The sequence below is a fragment of the Pseudomonas panipatensis genome (assembly GCF_900099785.1).
GTDB classification, from domain to species: Bacteria; Pseudomonadota; Gammaproteobacteria; order Pseudomonadales; family Pseudomonadaceae; genus Pseudomonas; species Pseudomonas panipatensis.
In genome coordinates this window covers 1-23,612 of record NZ_FNDS01000008.1, presented here as the reverse complement: position 1 = coordinate 23,612, position 23,612 = coordinate 1, and the positions used below count along the sequence as shown (strand labels likewise).

General features: G+C 65.9%; 21 protein-coding genes and 1 rRNA gene. 6 read left to right on the top strand and 16 right to left on the bottom strand.

What is annotated here, in order from left to right; all coding sequences use genetic code 11:
• Positions 1-51 precede the first annotated feature (51 nt).
• The 7 genes from BLQ74_RS18445 to glcD all read right to left on the bottom strand — a co-directional run bounded on the left by BLQ74_RS18445 (position 52) and on the right by glcD (position 7,345).
• Positions 52-219, bottom strand: coding sequence for a rubredoxin (locus BLQ74_RS18445; protein WP_090264854.1), 168 nt, complete (start codon positions 217-219; stop codon positions 52-54).
• 355 nt (positions 220-574) lie between these two features.
• On the bottom strand, positions 575-742 hold the full coding sequence (locus BLQ74_RS18440) for a rubredoxin (protein ID WP_015479573.1): 168 nt from the start codon (positions 740-742) through the stop codon (positions 575-577).
• 169 nt (positions 743-911) lie between these two features.
• Entirely contained in the window at positions 912-3,089 is a 2,178-nt protein-coding gene (locus BLQ74_RS18435; RefSeq protein WP_090264852.1) for a malate synthase G, read from the bottom strand.
• Between the two features lie 31 nt (positions 3,090-3,120).
• The gene (locus BLQ74_RS18430; RefSeq protein ID WP_090264850.1) at positions 3,121-3,522 is read right to left on the bottom strand and encodes a heme-binding protein; all 402 of its coding nucleotides are present in this window, start codon (positions 3,520-3,522) and stop codon (positions 3,121-3,123) included.
• Between the two features lie 4 nt (positions 3,523-3,526).
• Positions 3,527-4,753, bottom strand: coding sequence for a glycolate oxidase subunit GlcF (gene glcF / locus BLQ74_RS18425; RefSeq protein ID WP_090264848.1), 1,227 nt, complete (start codon positions 4,751-4,753; stop codon positions 3,527-3,529).
• Between the two features lie 13 nt (positions 4,754-4,766).
• Positions 4,767-5,846: a glycolate oxidase subunit GlcE gene (glcE, locus tag BLQ74_RS18420; RefSeq protein ID WP_090264846.1), complete on the bottom strand. Its 1,080-nt coding sequence runs from the start codon at positions 5,844-5,846 to the stop codon at positions 4,767-4,769.
• The gene (gene glcD / locus BLQ74_RS18415; RefSeq protein WP_090264844.1) at positions 5,846-7,345 is read right to left on the bottom strand and encodes a glycolate oxidase subunit GlcD; all 1,500 of its coding nucleotides are present in this window, start codon (positions 7,343-7,345) and stop codon (positions 5,846-5,848) included. Before glcD ends, glcE begins: the two co-directional genes overlap by 1 nt.
• A gap of 253 nt (positions 7,346-7,598) precedes the next feature.
• Between glcD and glcC the strand changes: the two genes are divergently transcribed.
• The 3 genes from glcC to ubiA all read left to right on the top strand — a co-directional run bounded on the left by glcC (position 7,599) and on the right by ubiA (position 9,935).
• Complete coding sequence (glcC, locus tag BLQ74_RS18410) at positions 7,599-8,372, top strand: transcriptional regulator GlcC (protein ID WP_090264842.1); 774 nt, start codon at positions 7,599-7,601, stop codon at positions 8,370-8,372.
• An 88-nt stretch (positions 8,373-8,460) separates the two neighbouring features.
• Positions 8,461-9,018: a chorismate--pyruvate lyase family protein gene (locus tag BLQ74_RS18405; protein WP_090264840.1), complete on the top strand. Its 558-nt coding sequence runs from the start codon at positions 8,461-8,463 to the stop codon at positions 9,016-9,018.
• Positions 9,019-9,044: 26 nt separating this feature from the next.
• Positions 9,045-9,935, top strand: a complete 891-nt coding sequence (gene ubiA / locus BLQ74_RS18400; RefSeq protein ID WP_090264838.1) for a 4-hydroxybenzoate octaprenyltransferase — start codon at positions 9,045-9,047, stop codon at positions 9,933-9,935.
• Between the two features lie 36 nt (positions 9,936-9,971).
• Here ubiA and BLQ74_RS18395 read toward each other — a convergent pair whose 3' ends face one another.
• Positions 9,972-10,343, bottom strand: a complete 372-nt coding sequence (locus BLQ74_RS18395; RefSeq protein ID WP_090264837.1) for a COG4315 family predicted lipoprotein — start codon at positions 10,341-10,343, stop codon at positions 9,972-9,974.
• 248 nt (positions 10,344-10,591) lie between these two features.
• Here BLQ74_RS18395 and phoB point away from each other — a divergent pair, with 248 nt between their 5' ends.
• The 3 genes from phoB (at position 10,592) to BLQ74_RS18380 (ending at position 14,190) form a co-directional block, all read left to right on the top strand.
• The gene (gene phoB / locus BLQ74_RS18390; RefSeq protein WP_090264835.1) at positions 10,592-11,281 is read left to right on the top strand and encodes a phosphate regulon transcriptional regulator PhoB; all 690 of its coding nucleotides are present in this window, start codon (positions 10,592-10,594) and stop codon (positions 11,279-11,281) included.
• A gap of 151 nt (positions 11,282-11,432) precedes the next feature.
• Entirely contained in the window at positions 11,433-12,728 is a 1,296-nt protein-coding gene (gene phoR, locus BLQ74_RS18385) for a phosphate regulon sensor histidine kinase PhoR (RefSeq protein WP_374439442.1), read from the top strand.
• A gap of 121 nt (positions 12,729-12,849) precedes the next feature.
• Positions 12,850-14,190, top strand: a complete 1,341-nt coding sequence (locus tag BLQ74_RS18380; protein ID WP_090264831.1) for a hemolysin family protein — start codon at positions 12,850-12,852, stop codon at positions 14,188-14,190.
• Between the two features lie 63 nt (positions 14,191-14,253).
• Here the strand turns inward: BLQ74_RS18380 and BLQ74_RS18375 are convergent, their stop codons facing one another.
• From BLQ74_RS18375 to rrf, 8 genes are all read right to left on the bottom strand, one after another.
• Positions 14,254-15,150 (bottom strand): peptidoglycan DD-metalloendopeptidase family protein, encoded by an 897-nt coding sequence (locus BLQ74_RS18375; protein ID WP_090264829.1) that lies wholly within the window; start codon positions 15,148-15,150, stop codon positions 14,254-14,256.
• A 118-nt stretch (positions 15,151-15,268) separates the two neighbouring features.
• Positions 15,269-16,168 (bottom strand): response regulator, encoded by a 900-nt coding sequence (locus BLQ74_RS18370; RefSeq protein WP_090264827.1) that lies wholly within the window; start codon positions 16,166-16,168, stop codon positions 15,269-15,271.
• Between the two features lie 119 nt (positions 16,169-16,287).
• Positions 16,288-17,013, bottom strand: a complete 726-nt coding sequence (gene phoU / locus BLQ74_RS18365; RefSeq protein ID WP_090264825.1) for a phosphate signaling complex protein PhoU — start codon at positions 17,011-17,013, stop codon at positions 16,288-16,290.
• A gap of 90 nt (positions 17,014-17,103) precedes the next feature.
• On the bottom strand, positions 17,104-17,940 hold the full coding sequence (gene pstB, locus BLQ74_RS18360; protein ID WP_090264823.1) for a phosphate ABC transporter ATP-binding protein PstB: 837 nt from the start codon (positions 17,938-17,940) through the stop codon (positions 17,104-17,106).
• Between the two features lie 33 nt (positions 17,941-17,973).
• On the bottom strand, positions 17,974-19,650 hold the full coding sequence (pstA, locus tag BLQ74_RS18355) for a phosphate ABC transporter permease PstA (RefSeq protein WP_170842822.1): 1,677 nt from the start codon (positions 19,648-19,650) through the stop codon (positions 17,974-17,976).
• 23 nt (positions 19,651-19,673) lie between these two features.
• A complete protein-coding gene (locus BLQ74_RS18350) occupies positions 19,674-21,707 on the bottom strand; it encodes an ABC transporter permease subunit (protein ID WP_090265495.1) in 2,034 nt (677 codons plus the stop codon).
• A gap of 385 nt (positions 21,708-22,092) precedes the next feature.
• A complete protein-coding gene (locus BLQ74_RS18345; RefSeq protein WP_090264821.1) occupies positions 22,093-23,064 on the bottom strand; it encodes a phosphate ABC transporter substrate-binding protein PstS family protein in 972 nt (323 codons plus the stop codon).
• 256 nt (positions 23,065-23,320) lie between these two features.
• A 5S ribosomal RNA gene (rrf, locus tag BLQ74_RS18340) occupies positions 23,321-23,436 on the bottom strand.
• Positions 23,437-23,612 lie beyond the last annotated feature (176 nt).

Below are 23,612 nucleotides of genomic sequence, written 5' to 3'. Positions count from 1 at the left end.
CGGCGAGCGCGGGGCGGCCGCATACGAATACAGGGTTTCAGAGGGGCGGGTTCAGGATATCTCGATCATCTCGAAGTCGATCTTGCCCGCCCCGCAATCGGGGCAGACCCAGTCGGCGGGAATGTCTTCCCAGGGCGTGCCAGCGGCGATGCCCTCTTCCGGCAGACCGGCGGCCTCGTCATAGACGAAGCCACAGACCACGCACTGCCATTTGCGCATGCTTACCTCTCCGGCGGATCTTTCAGGCTGAACCTGGGTTCAGTACGACACCTCACCGAGCGACGGTCAGACCAGGCGAAAGCGATCGAGGAAGCGCCGTTCAGCAGCGCTGAATGAGCATTCCGCGATCGCTTTCAACGCAGCATCACCGGGCGCAGGGCGGTTTTCGTAGAGAACCTAGCGCACTTTTCCGGCCCTCGCCAAGGGCAAGACTGCCACCTCCGGCCGGCACTGCAGCCAAGCGCCCCCGGCGCCTCGGCATGCCGCGCCAGCCGCTCAACGGCGGGATCCAGCCGGAGCCTGAAAACGCCAACGGCGGCCCTTGGGCCGCCGTTGGCGTATCGGTTCGAACGGCTCAGCCGATCTCGATCATCTCGAAATCCAGCTTGCCGACGCCGCAGTCCGGGCACAGCCAGTCTTCCGGCACGTCTTCCCAGCGGGTCCCCGCCGCGATGCCTTCTTCCGGCCAGCCTTTGGTCTCGTCATAGATGAGTCCGCAGACTACGCATTGCCACTTTTTCATTGTCTACCCTACCCCTCAGGCCGGTTACCACGGTTCAGCGGCCGAACGCTATCGCAATTCCCGCGCCGCGCCAAGCCGCCACCGGGCGGTTCGGGCGCCGATCCGCGCCAACCAAAGATGGGCGCGATCGGCGTCCCGCCCCTGCAGGCACGCAGGGCGCGACAGCGGCTCAGCCGCGCGCCTTGTAGCGCAGGCGCCAGGCATGCAGCAGCGGCTCGGTGTAGCCGCTGGGCTGCTCGCGGCCCTTGAACACCAGGTCGCAGGCCGCCTGGAAGGCCGCCGAGCCGTCGTAGTCGGCCGCCATCGGGCGGTACAGCGGATCGCCGGCATTCTGCTCGTCGACCACCCGCGCCATGCGCTGCAGGGTTTCCAGCACCTGCTCACGAGCGACCACGCCATGCCGCAGCCAGTTGGCGATGTGCTGGCTGGAGATGCGCAGGGTCGCGCGGTCTTCCATCAGGCCGACGTTGTGGATATCCGGCACCTTGGAACAACCGACGCCCTGCTCGACCCAGCGCACCACGTAACCGAGGATGCCCTGGCAGTTGTTGTCCAGCTCCTCCTGGCGTTCGTCGGCGGACCAGGGCGCGCGCTCGACCACCGGTACGCTGAGCAGGTCGTTCAGCAGCCCGTCACGGGCGGCATCGACATCGACTTGCTCCAGCTCGCTCTGCACCGCGGCCACGTCGACCCGGTGATAGTGCAGCGCGTGCAGGGTCGCGGCGGTGGGCGACGGCACCCAGGCGGTGGTGGCGCCCGCCTTGGGGTGGCCGATCTTCTGTTCGAGCATGGCGTGCATCAGGTCGGGCATGGCCCACATGCCCTTGCCGATCTGGGCGCGGCCACGCAGGCCGCAGGCCAGGCCGACCAGCACGTTGTTGCGCTCGTAGGCGGCGATCCACGGGGTGCCCTTCATGTCGCCCTTGCGCAGCATGGGCCCGGCTTCCATGGCGCTGTGCATTTCGTCGCCGGTGCGGTCGAGGAAGCCGGTGTTGATGAACACCACCCGCGCGCTGGCGGCGGCGATACAGGCCTTGAGGTTGATCGTGGTGCGCCGCTCCTCGTCCATGATGCCCATCTTCAGGGTATGTCGCGGCAGGCCCAGGAGGTCTTCGACGGCGCCGAACAGTTCATCGGCGAAGGCGACCTCGGCGGGACCGTGCATCTTCGGTTTGACGATGTAGACGCTGCCGGTGCGCGAGTTGCCCTTGCGCTGCAGGTCGTGGATCGCGACCAGTCCGGTGAGCACCGCATCCATGATGCCCTCGGGGATTTCCCGGCCCTCGCCATCGAGGATCGCCGGACTGCTCATCAGATGGCCGACGTTGCGGATGAACAGCAGCGAGCGGCCATGCAGGGTCAGCTTCGAGCCATCGGCGGCGGTGTACTCGCGGTCTGGATTCATGCGCCGAACGAAACGCTTGTCGCCCTTGCTGACCTCCTCGGAGAGATCGCCCTTCATCAGGCCGAGCAGGTTGCGATAGACCAGGGTCTTGTCCTCGGCATCGACCGCGGCCACCGAGTCCTCGCAGTCGAGGATCGAACTCAGCGCCGCCTCGACCAGCACGTCCTTGATCCCGGCGGCGTCGGTCTGGCCAATCGGGCTTTGCGGGTCGATCTGGATTTCGATGTGCAGGCCGTTGTTCTTCAGCAGCACCGCCTTGGGCGCCAGGGCATCGCCCTGGTAGCCGACGAACTTGTGCGCCTGGGCCAGGCCGCTGACGCTGCCGTTTTCCAGGGTCACGCGCAGTCGCCCCTGATCGATGCGGTAGGCCGTGGCGTCGGCGTGGGAGCCGCTGGCCAGCGGCGCGGCCTGGTCGAGGAAGGCGCGGGCGAAGGCGATCACTTTCTCACCGCGACGCGGGTTGTAGCCCTTGCCCTTCTCGGCGCCATCGTCCTCGCTGATCGCGTCGGTGCCATAGAGGGCGTCGTACAGCGAGCCCCAGCGGGCGTTGGCGGCATTCAGCGCGTAGCGCGCGTTGGTCACCGGCACCACCAGTTGCGGGCCGGCCTGCTGGGTAATCTCGGTATCGACATTGGCGGTGCTGACCTGGAACTTCGCCGGCTGCGGCAGCAGGTAGCCGATGCCGGCGAGGAAGGCACGGTAGGCGGGCAGGTCGCGCACTGGGCCGGGATGGGCGCGGTGCCAGGCGTCCAGTTCACTCTGCAGGCGGTCGCGCTCGGCGAGCAGCGCGCGGTTCTTCGGCGCCAGCTCGTGGACCAGGGCGTCGAAGCCCTTCCAGAAGTCCTCGACCGGCACAGCGGTGCCCGGCAGGGCTTCCTCTTCGATGAAGCGCTGCAGGATCTCGGCGACTTGCAGGCGTTGGCGGTTCACTCGTTGGGTCATCGCAAGGTTCTCCTGTTCTTCGACTGACGGTTCACAGCGCGGCTACGCCGGCCTTGGCGATCTGGGCATCCTGGGCGGCCTGGACGCCGGACACGCCGACTGCGCCGATCACCTGGCCCTCGTGAACCACCGGCACGCCGCCTTCCAGGGTGCCCTGCAGGACCGGGGCGGAAAGGAAGGCGGTACGTCCGCCGTTAATCATTTCTTCGTAGAGGCGCGTCTCGCGGCGGCCAAGGGCGGCGCTGCGGGCCTTCTCGGTGGCGATGTAGGCGCCGATCGGCGCGCAGCCGTCGAGGCGCTCCAGGGCCAGCGGATGGCCGCCGTCATCGACCACCACGATGGCCACGGCCCACTGGTTGGCCTGGGCCTCGGCGCGGGCGGCGGCGAGCAGGCGGGCGACATCGCCCTGGGACAGTACGGATTTGCTGTGCATGGCGTCAGGCTCCGGTGTTGAGGGCTTGGTCGACCAACTCGATCCAGTGCCGGACGGGGGTGCGCCCGGCGCCGTCGAGGTGGGTCTGGCAGCCGATGTTGGCGGTTGCGATCAGGTCGGGCCGACCGCTTTCCAGGGCATCCAGCTTGTTGTCGCGCAGGGTGTGAGAGAGCGCCGGCTGGGTCAGTGAATAGGTGCCGGCCGAACCGCAGCACAGGTGGCTGTCGGGCACCGCGGTGAGGTGGAATCCCAGGCGCTTGAGCAGCGCCTCGACGGCGCCGCCGAGCTGCTGCGCGTGCTGCAGGGTGCACGGGCAGTGGAAGGCCAGGGTCTGCGCGCAGTGCAGGCCGAGGTTTTCCAGCGGCTCGACGCGGATCACCTCGACCAGGTCCTTGGCCAGTTCGCTGACGCGCTTGGCCTTGGCCGCATAGTGCGGGTCGTCGCGCAACAGGTAGCCGTACTCCTTGACGAAGGCGCCGCAGCCGCTGGCGGTCTGCACGATGGCTTCGGCGCCGTTCTCGATCGCCGGCCACCAGGCATCGATGTTGCGCCGCGCGCGGTCGAGGCCGGCGGCCTGGGCGTTCAGGTGGTAATCCATGGCGCCGCAGCAGCCGGCCTGAGCCGCCGCGACCACGCTGATGCCGAGACGGTCGAGCACGCGCGCGGCGGCGGCGTTGGTGTTCGGCGACAGCGCCGGCTGCACGCAGCCTTCAAGCATCAGCACGCGGCGCGCGTGGCGCTCGACCGGGCGGATGCCGGGCGCGGCGATGGCGCGCGGCAGGTGGCTGCGCAGCGCCGCCGGGAGAATCGGCCGCAGTGTCTCGCCGGTGTTGACCAGCGCCTTGAACAGCGCCGCACGCGGCACCACGGCACGCAGCGCGCCACGCAGGATGCGCTCGCCCAGCGGACGCGGCACACGCACCTCGATGGCGGCGCGGCCGATGTCGAGCAGCTTGTGGTACTCCACCCCGGACGGGCAGGTGGTTTCGCAGTTGCGGCAGGTCAGGCAGCGGTCCAGGTGCTCCTGGGTCTTCGCGCTGACCTGGTCCTGTTCGAGGAACTGCTTGATCAGGTAGATGCGCCCGCGCGGGCCGTCGAGCTCGTCGCCCAGCTCCTGGTAGGTCGGGCAGGTGGCGTTGCAGAAGCCGCAGTGCACGCAACTGCGCAGGATGCGTTCGGCTTCCTCGGCGTGCGGCAGGCGTTTGGCTGCGTCGCTCAGATTGGTCTGCATAGGTCTATCCGCGTCAGAAGTCGGCGTACATGCGCCCGGGGTTGAAGATGCCCTGCGGGTCGAGCTGGCGCTTCAGCGAGCGGTGCAGCTTGAGCAGGGGCGCCGGCAGCGGGTGCAGCGGGTCGTCGACGTGGCCAGGGGTGAAGCAGGTGGCGTGGCCGCCCAGGGCGCTGACCGCCTGGCGAATCTGCGCAGCGGGCGCGTCGGACTTCAGCCAGCGCTGCGCGCCGCCCCAGTCGAGCAGTTGCGTACCGGGCAGCGCCAGCGGCGCGCTGAGCGCCGGCAGCGACAGGCGCCAGAGCGGCTGCGGCGTGCCGAAGAAGGCCAGGCGCTGTTCACGCAGGTCGTCCCACCAGGCGTCGTCCAGGGCATCGCCACCGATACGCTCGCAGGCGGCGCGCACCGAACCTTCGTTGCCTTCGAAACGCAGGTACAGGTGCTCGCCGTCGTGCGCGGCGGCGCTCAACGGCAGCGGTTGCTGGCCCCATTCGCCAAGGCGCAGCAGGGCGCGCTCCACGGGTATGGCCTGGCGCAGGCTGATGCGGCAGCGTGGCTTCGGCAGCACCTTGAACGAGGCCTCGGTGATCACCCCGAGGCAGCCGAAGCTGCCGGCCAGCAGGCGCGACAGGTCGTAGCCGGCGACGTTCTTCATCACCTCGCCACCGAAGCGCAGGTGGGTGCCCAGGCCACTGATCAGCCGCGTACCGAGCACGAAATCGCGCACCGCGCCGGCCCAGGGCCGGCGTGGCCCGGACAGGCCGGCGGCGAGCATGCCGCCGACGCTGGCGCTGTCGCCGAAGCTCGGCGCCTCGCACGCGAGCATCTGCCCGGCGCTGTCCAGCGCGGCATTGAGTTCGCGCAATGGCGTGCCGGCGCGGGCGGTGATCACCAGTTCGGTGGGGTCGTAGGAAACGATGCCGGTGTGCCCGCTCAGGTCCAGCGGCCGCGCCTCCACCCAGCGGCCGAGGAAGGCTTTGCTGGAACCGCCGCGGATCGCCAGCGGGGTCTTTTCCGCCAGGGCCTGGCGCACCTGTTCGAGCAGCTCGGCGCTGCGGTCGTGGCCGGCACTGGGGTCGAAATGCGGGTTTGCCATCAGAAGCGCTCCAGGTCCGGGAACGGCAATTGGCCGTGGTGGATATGCATGGCGCCGAACTCGGCGCAGCGGTGCAGGGTCGGGATGTTCTTGCCCGGATTGAGCAGGCCCTGCGGATCGAAGGCAGCCTTCACCGCATGGAACAGGGTCAGCTCGTCGCTGTTGAACTGCGCGCACATCTGATTGATCTTCTCGCGGCCGACGCCGTGCTCGCCGGTGATGCTGCCGCCCACCGCCACGCAGAGTTCGAGAATCTTGCCGCCGAGGGCCTCGGCGCGTTCCAGCTCGCCGGGCAGGTTGGCATCGAAGAGGATCAGCGGGTGCATGTTGCCGTCGCCGGCGTGGAACACGTTGGCCACGCGCAGGCCGTACTCGTCGGACAGCTCGCGGATGCCGTTGAGCACGCGCGGCAGCTCGCGGCGCGGGATGGTGCCGTCCATGCAGTAGTAGTCCGGGGAGATGCGCCCCACCGCCGGGAAGGCGTTCTTGCGCCCGGCCCAGAACCTGGCGCGCTCGTCTTCGTCGCGGGCCAGGCGCACGTCGGTGGCGCCGGCCTTGCGCAGCACGCCATCGACCCGTTGGCAGTCTTCGTGGACGTCGGACTCCACGCCGTCCAGCTCGCACAGCAGGATGGCCGCGGCGTCCACCGGGTAGCCGGCATGGATGAAGTCTTCGGCGGCGCGGATCGACAGGTTGTCCATCATCTCCAGGCCGCCGGGGATGATGCCCTCGGCGATGATGTCGCCGACCGCGCGACCGGCCTTCTCGACATCGTCGAAGCTGGCCATCAGCACCTTGGCCACCTGCGGCTTGGGCAACAGCTTGACGGTCACCTCGACCACCACGCCGAGCAGGCCCTCGGAGCCGGTGAACAGCGCCAGCAGGTCGAAGCCAGGACTGTCGAGGGCATCGGAGCCCAGGGTCAGGCACTCGCCGTCGATGGTGATGATGTCCACCTTGAGCAGGTTGTGCACGGTCAGGCCGTATTTCAGGCAGTGCACGCCGCCGGCGTTCTCGGCGACGTTGCCGCCGATCGAGCAGGCGATCTGCGACGACGGGTCCGGCGCGTAGTACAGGCCGTGGGGCGCCGCCGCCAGGGAGATGGCCAGGTTGCGCACGCCGGGCTGGACGCGGGCGAAGCGGCCGGCCGGATCGATTTCGAGGATGCGTTTGAAACGTGCCATGATCAGCAGCACGCCCTGTTCGAGCGGCAGCGCGCCACCGGAAAGACCGGTGCCGGCGCCCCGCGCGACCACCGGGACCTGCATCCGGTGGCACAGGCGCAGCAGGGTCTGCACCTGTTCGACGCGCTCCGGCAACACCACCAGCATGGGTGCGCTGCGGTAGGCGGAGAGGCCGTCGCACTCATAGGGGCGCAGGTCCTCGGCTTCGTGAAGGATGTCCAGGTCGGGCAGCGCCGCGCGCAGCTCGGCGAGCAGGGCGGCCTTGTCCACCTTTGGCAGTGCGCCATCGAGGCGCTCGTCGTAAAGGATGTTCATTCGGGCTCACACGGTCGGTTTTCTTCTGCGTCTCACCCGCCGCCATGGACAGGGGCGCGGCGCGGCTGGCGCTCTCTCGGGTCGACGCAGACTGGGCCAGCGCACGCACCTGCGTCCAGCCGTCGCAGAACTGGTCCGACCAGTTTTAACGGCGCGCTGATCGCAAAAGCTCCAGCCAGCGCCTTATCAGCATAGAAAACGCGGTTTATAGTGGGGCACTTCTGGATAACTGGTCGTACCAGTTGGAGGGCAAATGGAGCAGAACGGCACGCAAGCCCGGGCGCGGGTTGCCGACCAGGTGGCCGAGCGCATCGAGCGGCTGATCGTCGATGGCGTACTCAAGGTCGGCCAGGCGCTGCCCTCGGAACGCCGCCTGGTGGAAAAGCTCGGCTGTTCGCGCTCGGCGCTGCGCGAGGGCCTGCGCATCCTTCGCGGGCGCGGCATCATCGACACCGAGCAGGGCCGCGGCTCCTTCGTCGCCGACCTCAGCCGCGCCAGCGATGCCACGCCACTGATGCACCTGTTCGCCTCGCAACCGCGGACGCTCTACGACCTGCTGGAAGTGCGCGCCCTGCTCGAAGGCGAATCGGCACGCCTGGCCGCGCTGCGCGCCACCGACGCCGACCTGATCCTGCTCAAGCGGCGCTACGAGGAAATGCTCCTGGCGCAAAGCGAAACGCCAGCGCTCGACCCGCGCGAGCACGCGCGGCGCGACCATGCCTTCCACCGGGCGATCAGCGAGGCCTCGCACAACCCGGTGCTGGTGCACACTCTGCAATCGCTCAGCGAGCTGATGCTCAGCACCGTGTTCGCCTCGGTGAACAACCTCTATCACCGGCCACTGCAGAAGCGGCAGATCGACCGCCAGCACACGCGCCTGTACAACGCCATCGTCGAGCGCCTGCCGGACCAGGCCCAGCGCGCCGCCCGCGAACATATCCACAGCATCCGCGACAACCTGCGCGAGATCGAGCAGGAGGAGCAACGCCTGGTGCGCGCCACCATGCGCCTGCAAGGCTGGGAGTGAGGACGGCGGGTGCGCTGCCGATCGGTCGCAGCCCGAGCGCTGGCGATCGTGCTAACCTGCGGCGTCCTACGCAATCATTGAAACGCCCGTGTCCGACCTCTCCACCGCCTCGCCTTCGCCGCACTGGCTGCAAGCCGGCCAGTTGCCCGCCGACTTCCCCCGCAGCGTCCACGACTGGTTGTTCGACCAGGGTTCGCTGACCCGTCGCCTGACCGCCCTGGCCGACGGCGCCTTCAGCGTCGAGCCGCTGCAAGAAGGCTGGCAGACCCTGCGCGCCGACGAATGCCAGGCGCTGGGCGTGCCCGCCGGCAGCCAGGGCTGGGTGCGCGAGGTCTACCTGCACGGCCATGCACGCCCCTGGGTGTTCGCCCGCAGCGTCGCCGCGCGCAGCGTGCTGGAAGGTTCCGGCTTCGACCTGGCGCTGCTCGGCAGCCGCTCCCTGGGCGAACTGCTGTTCAGCGACAGCGCCTTCAGCCGCGGCGCCATCGAAGTGTCTCGCTATCCGGCGGCGTTCCTGCCCGCCGCCGTCCGCCAGAGCCAGCTCTGGGGGCGCCGCTCGTGCTTCCAGCGCGACGGCCTGGGCGTCCTGGTCGCCGAGGTATTCCTGCCTTCACTGTGGCGCGAGGCCGCGATCGACGCCGTATAATCCGCCGGTCGCCACCGGAGGTTGCCATGTTCGTCGCCCTGATCAAACAGCTCGCTCGCCTGCACCCTCGCGCCTGGGATTTCCTCCAGCTGATGCGGATGGACAAGCCGATCGGTATCTACCTGCTGCTGTGGCCGACCCTGTGGTCGCTGTGGATGGCCAGCGGCGGCGTGCCGAGCCTGAAGAACCTGGCGATCTTCGTCCTCGGCACCGTGCTGATGCGCGCCGCCGGCTGCGTGATCAACGACTTCGCCGACCGTAACTTCGATGGCCATGTGGCGCGCACCAAGGCGCGTCCGCTGGCCACCGGCAAGATCAGCGTGCGCGAGGCCTGGATCACCTTCGCCGGGCTGCTGGCGGCGAGTTTCGTCCTGGTCCTGTGCACCAACGCGCAGACCATCTGGCTGTCCTTCGGCGGCGCCGCGGTGGCCGCGCTCTACCCCTTCATGAAGCGCTACACCTATTACCCGCAGGTGGTGCTCGGCGCGGCCTTTTCCTGGGGCATTCCCATGGCCTTCACCGCCGCCAGCGGCAAGCTGCCGGCGGTGGCCTGGCTGCTGTTCTTCGCCAACCTGCTGTGGACCGTGGCCTATGACACCTACTACGCCATGACCGACCGCGAGGACGACCTGAAGATCGGGGTGAAATCCACCGCCATTCTCTTCGGCGATGCCGACCGCCAGATCAACCTCACCCTGCAGGGCTTGATGCTGCTGCTGATGATTCTTTCCGCCGGCAAGCTCGGCCTGGGCCTGTACTTCTATCTCGGCCTGGTGGTGGCGGCGCTGTGCTTCGCCTGGGAATACCACTCGACCCGCGAGCGTGACCCGCAGGCCTGCTTCAAGGCCTTCCTGCACAACCATTGGGCCGGACTGGCGATCTTCCTGGGAACCGTCGCCGACTACGCGCTGCGCTAAGCCGCGGGCCGGCGACGGGAGGACGCGGAGCAGCGGCTATTGCGGCTTGGCGACGTGCCAGGCGCCGCCCATCATGCCTTCGCCGTTCTTGTCGCCGGGCTTCTGGTCATTGGCGAAGTTGTACAGCGGCTTGCCGTAGTAGGCCCACTGCTTGCTGCCGTCGCCACGGGTAACCACACTCCAGTCGTCGCTGTTCATGGCGCCGGCGGCGGCCTTCAGCGGCGGCCAGAACTTCTCGCACTGGTCATTGCACATGGATTTGCCGCCACTGTCCTTGTCGAAGGTGTACAGGGTCATGCCCTTGCCATCGACCAGCATGCCATCCTTGGCCATCGCCGGATCGGCCGCGTGCGCCGCCAGGGCCGGCAAGGCCAGGCACAGGGCCAGCGCCAGGTAGTTGAGCTTCATCGTCGGTCTCCTCGTATGAGGTGGGATTACCGCGGGAAGGGGGCGCACAAGGACGGACGGGACAGCGGGCAGGCCGTGACTACAGCCTCGGTGCCTCCAGAGAGCCGCCCGATCGGGGCGGTCCTTTCAGCATAGTAGAGCGCCCGCGCATACGCTGGCGCCGCCCTTTGGCTAACATAGGCATGTCACATAGCTGCAATAATTCCGTTATCTAATGCGGCGCAGTGCAAAACTCCCGAGGCGAGACCATGGTTGGCAAGACAATCCTCATCGTTGACGACGAAGCGCCGATCCGCGAGATGATCGCCGTGGCCCTGGAGATGGCCGGCTACGAGTGCCTGGAAGCGGAAAGCACGCAGCAGGCACATGCGGCCATCGTCGATCGCAAGCCGGACCTGATCCTCCTCGACTGGATGCTGCCAGGCACTTCCGGCATCGAGTTGGCGCGGCGCCTGAAGCGCGACGAGATGACCCAGGACATCCCGATCATCATGCTCACCGCCAAGGGCGAAGAGGACAACAAGATCCAGGGCCTGGAGGTCGGCGCCGACGACTACATCACCAAGCCCTTCTCGCCACGCGAACTGGTGGCGCGCCTGAAGGCCGTGCTGCGCCGCACCGGCGCCAGCGACAGCGAGTCGCCGATCGAGGTCGGCGGCCTGCTGCTCGATCCGATCAGCCACCGCGTGACCATCGACGGCAAGCCGGCCGAGATGGGTCCTACCGAATACCGCCTGCTGCAGTTCTTCATGACCCACCAGGAGCGCGCCTACACCCGCGGGCAACTGCTCGACCAGGTCTGGGGCGGCAACGTCTACGTCGAGGAGCGCACGGTCGACGTGCATATCCGCCGCCTGCGCAAGGCCCTCGGCGAGGTCTACGAGAATCTGGTTCAGACGGTGCGCGGAACCGGGTATCGTTTCTCCACCAAGAGCTGAGCACGTCCGCCGCCAGCGCCCGGATCATGGTGCTGCCGGCACGCGAGGCGCCAACGGCTGCGTTGGCTGCAAGCGACTCCCCAGACGGTTTCCGCGGCGCACGGCCTGTCCGGTCGCATCGCGAAACGGCACTCACTAAGGAAAGGACCTGGTGAACCAAGACTGGCGTGGCGCCCTCATTCGCCATCTGCTGCTACTGATCGCCGCGAGCCTGCTGATCGGCCTGGTCAGTGGGCAATACGGCTGGGCCCTGGCCGGCTGCCTGGGCATCTACCTGGGCTGGACCCTGTGGCAGGTGCTGCGCCTGCACAAATGGCTGAAGAACCACCGCGAAGACGAGCCGCCGCCCGATGGCTACGGCCTGTGGGGGGAAGTCTTCGACAGCATCTACCACCTGCAACGCCGCAACGAGCGCGCGCGCGGCCGCCTGCAGGCGGTGATCGATCGCATGCAGGAGTCCACCGCCGCCCTGCGCGATGCCGTGGTCATGCTCGACAGCGACGGCAACCTGGAGTGGTGGAACCTCGCCGCGGAACGCTTGCTGGGCCTGAAGAGCCCGCAGGATGGCGGCCAGTCGGTGACCAACCTGATTCGCCACCCGCGTTTCAAGGAATACTTCGCCCGCGGCCAGTACCAGGAGCCCCTCGACCTGCCCTCGCCGGCCAAGGACAACCTGCTGCTGCAATTCCAGATCACCCTCTACGGCAACGGCGAACACCTGATGCTGGTGCGCGACGTGACCCGCGTGCAGCAGCTGGAACAGATGCGCAAGGACTTCGTCGCCAACGTCTCCCACGAACTGCGCACACCGCTGACGGTGATCGCCGGTTACCTGGAGACGCTGCTGGACAACGTCGAGGACGTCAATCCGCGCTGGACTCGCGCCCTGCAACAAATGCAGCAGCAGGCGTCGCGCATGCAGAGTCTGCTCAACGACCTGCTGCTGTTGGCCAAGCTGGAAGCCACCGACTACCCGGCGGACAACAAGCCGGTGGCGGTGGACCTGATGCTGCTGGCGATCCGCAACGACGCCCAGGCGTTGTCCGGCGCCCGCGACCACCGCATCAGCCTGGAGGCCGACCCACGGGTACGCCTCAAGGGCAGCGAGGCGGAGCTGCGCAGTGCCTTCTCCAACCTGGTGTTCAACGCGGTGAAGTACACCCCGGACGGCGGCGAGATCCGCATTCGCTGGTGGGGCGACGAGCAGGGCGCGCATCTGGCGGTGCAAGACAGCGGCATCGGCATCGACGCCAAGCACCTGCCGCGCCTCACCGAACGCTTCTACCGGGTCGACTCCAGCCGCAATGCCAACACCGGCGGCACCGGCCTCGGGCTGGCCATCGTCAAGCATGTGCTGCTGCGCCACCGCGCCAGCCTGGAGATCAGCAGCGTACCGGGCAAGGGCAGCCATTTCGTCTGCCACTTCCCGCCGCAGCAGGTGGCCTGATGGCCGTGGCAGAGAGCCCGGCGCCGGCCGCGCGGCCAGCAATGTCGTCTTGCAGTTGCCGGCTTGCCACGAAGCCGCCCAGCCCCCATCCTTAACCGCTCATTCATTAGCCAACACCGCCATGGACCCTTCCCCTAGTAGCCCCTTGCTCAATTATTTCGCCGATTTCGGCCTCGTTCTCTTCGCCCTCTTCCTCGTCGTGCTCAACGGTTTCTTCGTCGCCGCCGAGTTCGCCATGGTCAAGCTGCGCGCCACCCGCGTGGAGACCATCGTCAAGCAATACGGCTGGCGTGGCAGCATCCTGCGCAAGGTGCACAACCAACTCGACGCCTACCTCTCCGCCTGCCAGTTGGGCATCACCCTGGCGTCCCTCGGCCTGGGCTGGGTCGGCGAGCCGGCTTTCGCCGAACTGCTCGAACCCCTGTTGGCCGCGGTCGGCGTGCATTCGGAAGAAGTCATTCGCGGCGTGTCCTTCTTCAGCGCCTTCTTCATCATTTCCTACCTGCACATCGTCGTCGGCGAGCTGGCGCCCAAGTCCTGGGCGATCCGCAAACCGGAGCTGCTGTCGCTGTGGACCGCGGTGCCGCTGTACCTGTTCTACTGGCTGATGTACCCCGCCATCTGGCTGCTCAACGCCAGCGCCAACACCATTCTCAAGATCGCCGGCCAGGGCGAGCCGGGGCCGCATCACGAACATCACTACAGCCGCGAAGAACTGAAGCTGATCCTGCACTCCAGCCGTGGCCAGGACCCCAGTGACCAGGGCATGCGGGTGCTCGCTTCGGCGGTGGAACTGGGCGAACTGGAAGTGGTGGACTGGGCGAATTCGCGCGAGGACCTGGTCTACCTGGAGCGCCATGCGCCGCTGGCCGATGTGCTGGCGACCATCCGCCGCCACAAGTACAGCCGCTACCCGGTCTACGACAGCGAGAAAGGCGAATTCACCGGCCTGCTGCACATCAAGGACCTGCTGCTGGAGCTGGCGACGATGGAAACCCAGCCGCAAGCCATCGACCTCGACGAACTGGCCCACCCGCTGGAACTGGTGACCAAGCACATGCCGCTGTCGCGCCTGCTGGAGCAATTCCGCCAGGGCGGGGCGCACTTCGCCCTGGTGGAGGAGGCCGACCACAAGGTGATCGGCTACCTGACCATGGAGGATGTGCTGGAAGTGCTGGTCGGCGATATCCAGGACGAGCACCGCAAGGCCGAGCGCGGCATCCTCGCCTATCAGCCGGGCAAGCTGCTGGTGCGCGGCGACACCCCGCTGTTCAAGGTGGAACGCTTGCTCGGCATCGACCTCGACCATGTCGAAGCGGAAACCCTCGCAGGCCTGGTCTACGACAGCCTCAAGCGGGTACCGGAAGAAGAGGAAGTGCTGGAAGCCGAGGGCCTGCGCATCATCGTGAAGAAGATGAAAGGACCGAAGATCGTCCTGGCCAAGGTGATCAAGCTGGACTGACCGGCGCGCCCCATGCACAAGGCCGCCCATGGGCGGCCTTGTGCGTTCCGGCGGTGTCTCGGGCTATTCCTTGACCACCGCGAAGTTCGGCAGGGTTCCCACCGGCTGGGCGAAGTCGTAGGGAATCGACTCCAACGCCAGACCGACGTTGCGCTGCACCACGAAGTGCAGGTGCGGCCCGCTGCTGTTGCCGGTATTGCCCGAACGCGCCAGCGGCGTGCCGACGCCGATCCGCTGGCCCTCGCTGACCAGCACCGAGCCGCGCATCAGATGCAGGTAGACGCCCATGGTGCCGTCGTCGTGGAGGACCCGCACGAAATTGCCGGAAGGGTTGTTGCCACGCCCGCTCTGCGCGTTCTCCACCTTCACCACCATGCCGCCACGGGCAGCGACGATAGGCGTGCCCTCGGGCATGGCGATATCCAGCGCGTAGCGGCTTTTCGGCGTGAAATGGCTGTATTTGCCGTTGGCCCCCTGGGTCAGGCGGAACGGCCCGCCGCGCCAGGGCAACGGGTAGCGATAGGGGGCCGGCTGCAGGCGCGGATCACCCAAGGCATAGCGCAACGTCGGCTTGTACTGCATGGGCTTGCCCGCCTCGCGCGGGCTCAGGGTCGCCAGGCGGATCGCGCTGCGTGGCGCCAGCACCCAACGGATCGGCCGCTCGGGCGCGCCCGTCACGTTCTGCTCGCCGCTGACGCTGAGCTCCACTTCGACCGGCGCGTACAGGTCATTGCGCACCTGCAGGGTGTCGCCGCCATCGTGTTTGAGTGTCTGTAGCTTCACCTGCTGCTCCAGGTGCTCGACCATGCGATCACGGAAGACGAACACCTGCGCACCCGACACGGCTTTATCCGTGTAGGTGACCACGCCGTTGGCGTCGACGTACTTGTAGATGGTCACGGCCGCAGCCGGCCCCGTCGCGGCCAATAGACCGCAGAGGAAAATCACGCGCCCTAGCATGTCGACTCTGGTTATAAGTATCCGACACCGGCAAGACTAGCAGCGCAGCCAGGCGCCGGCGAGCGGCCGGCGGTCAGGCTGTGAAGCAGTCCGATATCGAGGACGCGGTGCCACGCGATCAAGCGCCGGGAACGTAGTGCTTCTGCGAGCTGCCGCGGGCGATCAGGCGCGATAGGTAATCGAGCTTTTGCGGGTCCTGGTCGACGAATCGCAAGTGCAGCAATAGCCATTCGCTGTCCGGCTTCGGCTCCAGGGCAGAGACGGCGTGCAGGTAGCCGTTCAGACGGGCCACTTCGCTGCCCTCTTCAAGGTCCAGCACGGCGGACTCCAGTACCTGCGGCAGCAGCTCGCCACGCTTCACCACCAGTTGCGCGTCCTTCAGACTGAGACCGCGGATCACACAGGGCAGGCTGGCATTGGGCAGGCGCAATTGCCCTTGTCCCTTGGACGGCATGGCTGGCCGTGCGGCGGCGCTCGGGGCGGCCGCTGCCGGAGCCGGGGCTGCCGGACGCGCCACGGCGGCAGCCGGGCTACGCAGCACTTCAGCCTTGCCGCCGGTAAGCACACTCAGCGAATCGTTCGGCGGGCCGCCCGCCAGGCTGCGCTGCGGCGTCGAGGCCATGAGCGTCTCCAGCTTGCCGCTGCGGCTCAATGCCTTGCGCACCTTGGTGACCAACTGGTCGTTGGAGAAGGGCTTGCCGATGTAGTCGGAGACCCCGGCCTGAATGGCCTGGACCACGTTTTCCTTGTCGCCGCGACTGGTCACCATGATGAAGGGCACTGCCTTCAACGGCTCTTGCGCCCGGCACCAGCCGAGCAGCTCGATACCGGACATTTCCGGCATCTCCCAGTCACAGAGAATCAGATCGACCGCTTGCCGGGCGAGCAACTGCTGGGCCTTGCGCCCGTTCACCGCTTCCTCGATACGCAGCCCGGGGAAATGGTCGCGCAATCCCTTTTTAACCAGGTCACGGATGAACGAGGCGTCATCCACGACCAGCACACTGACCTTGCTCATCGTCGGCTCCATGGAACGTCAAGGCGAAGGATAGCCTTGCCCGCTGGCAGGATGCCACGCCGACGTAGCCGTCCGGACACAGAATGATCGCCCGGAACGCTCCGCTAGCACATGGAGCGCTATTCCGACTTGCCCTGCACTTCTTCCTTCATGCGGGTCAGACCGAGATGACGAACGTCGGTGCCACGCACCAGGTAGATCACCAGTTCGGCGATGTTGCGTGCGTGATCGCCGATGCGCTCCAGCGAACGCAGGACCCAGATGACGTTGAGCACCCGCGAAATGGCGCGCGGATCTTCCATCATGTAGGTCACCAGTTCGCGCAGAGCGGTCTTGTACTCGCGGTCGACGGTCTTGTCGTACTGCGCCACCGACAGCGCCAGGTCGGCGTCGAAGCGGGCGAAGGCGTCCAGCGCTTCCTGCACCATCTTGCGCACCTGGCCGCCGATATGGCGAACCTCGACGTAGCCACGCGGGGCCTCGCCTTCCTCGCAGAGCTGGATGGCGCGGCGGGCGATCTTCGAGGCTTCGTCGCCGATGCGCTCGAGGTCGATCACCGACTTGGAGATGCTGATGATCAGGCGCAGGTCGGACGCCGCCGGCTGGCGGCGCGCGAGGATGCGCATGCACTCCTCGTCGATGTTGCGCTCCATCTGGTTGATCTGGTCGTCGATCTCGCGCACTTGCTGGGCGAGGCCGGAATCGGCGTCGATCAGGGCCGTCACGGCGTCGTTGACCTGCTTCTCGACCAGTCCGCCCATGGCCAGCAGATGGCTGCGCACATCCTCCAGCTCGGCGTTGAATTGCTGGGAAATGTGATGGGTGAGGCTTTCTTTGTTGATCATGAGGTTTCGCTCCGCGAAAGCTGCAGGCTACGAGCCTAAGGTTGCAATTTTATGATGCGACCGCCGCTATCCTGCGGCGCGGATCGGGCCCTAGCCATAGCGCCCGGTGATGTAGTCCTCGGTCTGTCGCTCCGCCGGATTGGTGAACAGGGTATCGGTATCGCCGTACTCGACCAGCTTGCCCATGTGCATGAAAGCCGTGTAGTCGGAGACCCGTGCGGCCTGCTGCATGTTGTGGGTGACGATGACGATGGTGAACTTGGACTTCAGTTCGTAGATCAGTTCCTCGACCTTCAGCGTAGAGATCGGATCGAGCGCCGAACAGGGTTCGTCGAGCAATAGCACCTCGGGTTCCACCGCAATGGTGCGGGCGATCACCAGGCGCTGCTGCTGGCCACCGGACAGGCCCAGAGCCGATTCGTGCAGGCGATCCTTGACCTCGTCCCACAATGCGGCGCCCTTGAGCGCCCACTCCACCGCCTCGTCGAGCACGCGCTTCTTGTTCACACCCTGGATGCGCAGACCATAGACCACATTCTCGTAAATGGTCTTGGGGAACGGGTTGGGTTTCTGGAACACCATGCCCACGCGGCGGCGCAGTTCGGCGACATCCACACCCTTGGCGAAGATATCGTGCCCGTCGAGGCGGATCTCGCCTTGCACGCGGCAGTCGTCGACCAGATCGTTCATGCGGTTGAAGCAGCGCAACAGGGTCGACTTGCCACAGCCGGACGGGCCGATGAAGGCCGTCACACGCCGCTTCGGGATGGTCATGGTGATGTCGAACAGCGCCTGCTTCTGCCCGTAGAACAGGTTCAGGCCAGGCACCTCCAACGCCACGCCCTCGCTCTCCAGGCGCATGCCCTGGCGCTGCGTGCGGCCCAGGGCGGCGAGGTCAAGGCCGTGACGGGGGGAATCGTGTTGCATCTTCGGTCTCCTGTTGGAGGCTGCTGGCCGCGATCAGTTTTCCAGCGCCTTGTACTTCTCGCGCAGGCGGTTACGGATGGCGATGGCCGAGAAATTCAGCAGCGCGATCACTATGACCAGCAGCAGCGCGGTGGCGTACACCAGCGGCCGTGCGGCCTCGACGTTGGGGCTCTGGAAGCCGACATCGTAGATGTGGAAGCCCAGGTGCATGATCTTCTGGTCGAGGTGCACATACGGGTAATTGCCATCCACCGGCAGCGACGGCGCCAGCTTGACCACACCGACCAGCATCAGCGGCGCCACTTCGCCAGCGGCACGGGCCACGGCGAGAATCAGCCCGGTCATGATCGCCGGGCTGGCCATCGGCAGGACGATCTTCCACAAGGTCTCGGCCTTGGTCGCGCCCAGGGCCAGCGAGCCTTCGCGCACCGTGCGCGGAATGCGCGCCAGGCCTTCTTCGGTAGCGACGATGACCACCGGCACGGCGAGGATCGCCAGGGTCAGCGAGGCCCAGAACAAGCCAGGCGTGCCGAAGGTCGGCGCCGGCAGCGCCTCGGGGAAGAACAAGCGGTCGATGGAACCGCCGAGCACATAGACGAAGAAGCCCAGGCCGAAAACCCCATAGACGATGGCCGGCACGCCGGCGAGGTTGTTCACCGCGATACGGATGACCCGCGTCAGCAACCCCTGGCGTGCGTATTCGCGCAGATAAACGGCGGCGATCACGCCGAAGGGCGTGACGATCAGCGCCATCACCAGGGTCATCATCACGGTGCCGAAAATCGCCGGGAAGATACCGCCCTCGGTATTCGCCTCACGCGGGTCCTCGCTGAGGAACTCCCAGAGTTTCTCGAAGTAAAAAGCGAACTTCGCAGCGTAGCCCATGGCGTTGGGCTGGTAGGCATGGACCAGCTTGCCGAGGCTGATCTCGGTCTGCTGGCCGCTGGCGTCACGCACCACCAGGCTGTCGCGGTTGAACGCCTGACGCAATTCGCCGAGCTGCGCCTCGTAGCCCTGGTACTGCGCCTGCAATTCGGCGCGGGTACTGGCCAGATCGGCCTGTGCGGCGGCATCCAGCCTGCCATCGAGCTGCAGGCGGCGCTCCTTCAGGCGCAGGCGCTCGAGGTCGTGGTTGATGCCACCGATATCCTTCTTTTCCAGCGCGTTGAGCTGGCGATACAGGTCATCGACGCGCTGCATGCGCGCCTGCAGCTCGGGCATGAGCGTGGCGCCGTCGGCCACCTGTTTGCCGTCCTGCTTGAGGCTGACCGGATAGCCGTAGTAATTGCCCCACTCGCGCCGCTCCAGGACCAGCAGGTCCGCGGGCTGCCGGCGCTCGCTGAGCCATTCGCCGATGACCCAGGAGAAGTCGCTGCCGGTGAGATCGCGATTGCCCAGTTTGAGCAGCTCGCGGGTCATCAACTCCGGGCCGTCGGCCGGCACCGGCAAGCCGGCGCTGCGCAAGCGCGCACGCGGCACCTCTTCGCTCTGCACCTCTTCGCCGATCAGGGTCTTGGGCGTTTCACCGGGAACGCTGTAGGTCGCTTCCAGCACGTTCGCCGGCCAGAAGTGCCCCAGGCCACGCACGGCAATGAGCGCGAGCAGGCCAATGGTCATGATCACCGCGATCGACACCGCGCCCGCGTTCATCCACACCCAGGGAGAACCGCTGGCGAACCAGGCTTTCACGGAATCCTGTTTCTGTTTCACAGATGAGCCTCGTCAGGCGCCGGTCAGAGCGACGCGTATTTCTTCCGCAGCCGCTGACGGATCAGCTCGGCCAGGGTGTTCATCACGAACGTGAAGGTCAGCAGCACCAGCGCCGAGAGGAACAGCACGCGGTAATGGGTCCCGCCGACTTCCGACTCGGGCATTTCCACCGCGACGTTAGCGGCGAGGGTACGCATGCCCTGGAAGATATTCACATCCATCACCGGTGTATTGCCGGTCGCCATCAGCACGATCATGGTTTCGCCCACGGCACGCCCGAGACCGATCATCAGCGCCGAGAAGATCCCCGGGCTGGCCGTCAGGATGACCACCCGGGTCAGGGTCTGCCAGGGCGTCGCACCGAGCGCCAGTGAGCCATAGGTCAGGCTCCTGGGCACGCTGAAAATAGCGTCTTCGGCGATCGAGAAAATGTTCGGAATCACCGCGAAGCCCATGGCCAGGCCGACGATCAGGGCATTGCGCTGATCGTAGGTGATACCCAGGTCATGACTTATCCACAGACGCATGTCGCCGCCGAAGAAAGCCGTTTCCAGGTGCGGGCTGAGCCACAGGGCGAAGGCGCCGACGGCGAGCACCACGGGAATCAGCAGCGCGGCCTCCCAGCCATCCGGCAAGGACAGACGGATGCGCTCGGGCAGGCGGCTCCAGAGCAGGCCCGCGAGAAGAATGCCCAGCGGCGTGAGCAGCAGCAGGCTGAAAATGCCGGGCAGGTGACCTTCGACGTAAGGAGCGAGGAACAGGCCAGCGAAGAAGCCGAGGATGACCGTCGGCAACGCCTCCATCAGTTCGATCACCGGCTTGACCTTGCGGCGCATGCCCGGAGCCATGAAGTAGGCGGTGTAGACAGCCGCGGCGATCGCCAGGGGCGCGGCGAGGATCATCGCGTAGAACGCCGCCTTGAGGGTGCCGAACGTCAGCGGCGCGAGGCTCAGCTTGGGCTCGAAATCGGTGGTCGCGGCGGTCGATTGCCAGACGTACTGCGGTTTGTCGTAGCTCTCGTACCAGACCTTGCTCCACAGCGCGCTCCAGGACACTTCCGGATGCGGGTTGTTCAGGCTGAAAGTATGCAGTACGCCGCCCTGCTCCAGCAGCACCCGGTTGGCGCGCGGCGAAAGCGCCAGGGCGCCATCGCCCGGCGCGATCTGCTGCATGAGCAGGGTGCGGTGCGCGGTGCTGTGGAACACGCCGAGGTTGCCGCCGTCGTCCAGGGCGATGAAACCCTTGCGCCGCTGCTCAGGCACGATGGCCGTGATCGGCAGGCGACCCAGACGGAAATCCCGGACATGGGACAAGCGCGGCTCGCCATCGGTATCGCGGGCCATGAACCACTGGCTGATGCTGCCCTTCGAGCTGCCGATCATCAGTGAGATGCCGCCGAGCAACTGGCTGCTTGCGGTGACCTCGCTATCGGCATGGTCGAGCAACTTGTAGCGGCCATTCAGTTGGTGGGTGCGCAGGTCGAAGACGTCGGCCTGGGCACGCCCATTGATCACGTATAGCCATTGCTTGCGTGGGTCGATGTAGATCGCCTTGATCGGCTCGGCGATCTGCGGCAGGTCGACACGCTCCTGTTCCAGCGTGGTTTCGCCGGTCAGCATGTTCTCCCGGCTACTGAGGTTGAGCAGCATCATCGCGCTGCCGGCAGAGGCGGCCAGCAGCAGACTGTCATCGCCGGAAGCCAGTGCGACATGCGCGAGCGGCTGCCCCTGCGCGTCGAGGGTCACCGGGGTTTCCCCGTAGGGATATTCAATCTGCGGCGTGATGACTTTCCGGTTGTCCGGATAGCTGATCTTGTAGCTGTGCCTGAACACCAGCACCTGGCCGTTGGACAGCCCCAATGCCACCAGCGGGTGGCCTGGCTGATCCTCGGCGATCGATACCACATGAGTGCCCGCGGGCAGCTTGAGGTCCTGGCGGCTGACCGCGTCACCGGTGCTCAGATCGATGAACAGAATCTGGCCGTCGGTGCCCACCCGCATCATCACCTGGTTCTGCTCTTCGATGCTCAGCAGCAGCGGTGCCTGGGCCGTCTTCAACCAGGCAGGAGCCAGGGGCTTCCCGGCGTCCAGCTCGGCGCCACGGAACAGCGGCAACACGACATAGGCGAGGTAGAAGAAGATCAGGGTGATGGCCACCAACACGGCGAGGCCGCCGATCAGCACATACCAGCGGGTCAACCGATCCTTGAGCGCACGCAGGCGGCGCTTGCGGCGCAGGGCCGGCGTGTTGAAATCGATCCGCTCGGGAGGAGTGTTGCTCATCGAAGATGGGACCAGGTCATTCATGGGCAGACACCCTAGCGGCAGTCTATGACAGAAAGATGACATCGAAATGACGCGACAAAGCCCGTCGGCAGTCACCTGCCAACGGGCTCGATTGCCTACCGCTCGCCCCTATGACGGCAAGCGGCAAACGGGGCGGTTACAAGCCCAGGTCTTTGATCGCTTTTTCAGCCACCTTGGCCGGCAGCGGCACGTAGCCGTCCTTCACCACGATCTGCTGGCCGGTTTTCGACAGCACCATCTTCAGGAACTGGGCCTCCAGGGGAGCCAGGGGCTTGTTCGGCGCCTTGTTCACATAGACATAAAGGAAGCGCGACAACGGGTAGCTGCCATTCAGCGCATTCTGCTCATTATCCTCGATGAAGGCACCACCTTCCTTCTTCGCCAGCGGCACGGTCTTCACGCTCGCCGTCTTGTAGCCGATACCGGAATAGCCCACGCCATTCAGCGACTGACTGACCGACTGCACGACCGAAGCGGAACCTGGCTGCTCGTTGACGTTGGGTTTGTAATCACCCTTGCACAGGGCTTCTTCCTTGAAGTAACCGTATGTGCCCGAGACCGAGTTACGGCCGAACAGTTGGACAGGCTTGTTCGCCCAGTCGCCCGTCAGCCCCAGATCCCCCCAGGTCTTCACCTCCTGCTTGGCCCCGCACAAGCGGGTCGAGGAGAAAATGGCATCGACCTGTTGCATGGTCAGGCCTTTGATGGGGTTGTCCTTGTGCACGAAGATCGCAAGGGCATCGACAGCCACGGGAACCGCCGTGGGTTTGTAGCCGTACTTCTGCTCGAAGGCCTGCAGCTCGACATCTTTCATCTTGCGGCTCATCGGCCCCAGGTTCGCGGTGCCTTCGGTGAGCGCAGGCGGTGCAGTGGAAGAGCCTGCCGCCTGAATCTGCACGTTCACACTCGGATACTGGCGCTTGTACTCCTCGGCCCACATGGTCATGACGTTGGCCAGGGTATCCGAGCCTACGCTGGACAGATTGCCCGAGACGCCGCTGGCTTTCTGGTAATCCGGCAGAGCCGGATCGATAGCGGCGAAAGCGCTGGCGGCGCCCACGCCCGCAGCGGCGAAGGTCAGGGCCGCCATCAAACGCTTGAGTTTCATGCCTTGCTCCTTGGAACAGAACGAGATTCGATCGACGCCACTATCGAAATGGCGCATGAAGACTCTATGAAAGCAATGTGACAACCAGATGAAAGCCCGGAAGATGGGGCGAGGCAAGGCAGCGACAATTTGTTTCGCGAAATGTCCATGCCATGCTGCGCAGAAAGGAACTTCACCGCTCGCCACGAGACCGGCACTTTTCCGCGCGCAAAAGCAAAACCCCTGGTCATTGCTGACCAGGGGTTTTGGGATAGGTGCTTGACGATGACCTACTCTCACATGGGGAAACCCCACACTACCATCGGCGATGCATCGTTTCACTACTGAGTTCGGGATGGGATCAGGTGGTTCCAACGCTCTATGGTCGTCAAGCAATTCTTTAGGATGCCCGTCTTTCAACGCTCATCCGAATTCGGGTATGTGATTCAGGTATTTGCGGTTCTTGCGAACTTTCGGTTCGTCGACTTCACCGTCTAACACCAAATTGTTTGGGTGTTATATGGTCAAGCCTCACGGGCAATTAGTATTGGTTAGCTCAACGCCTCACA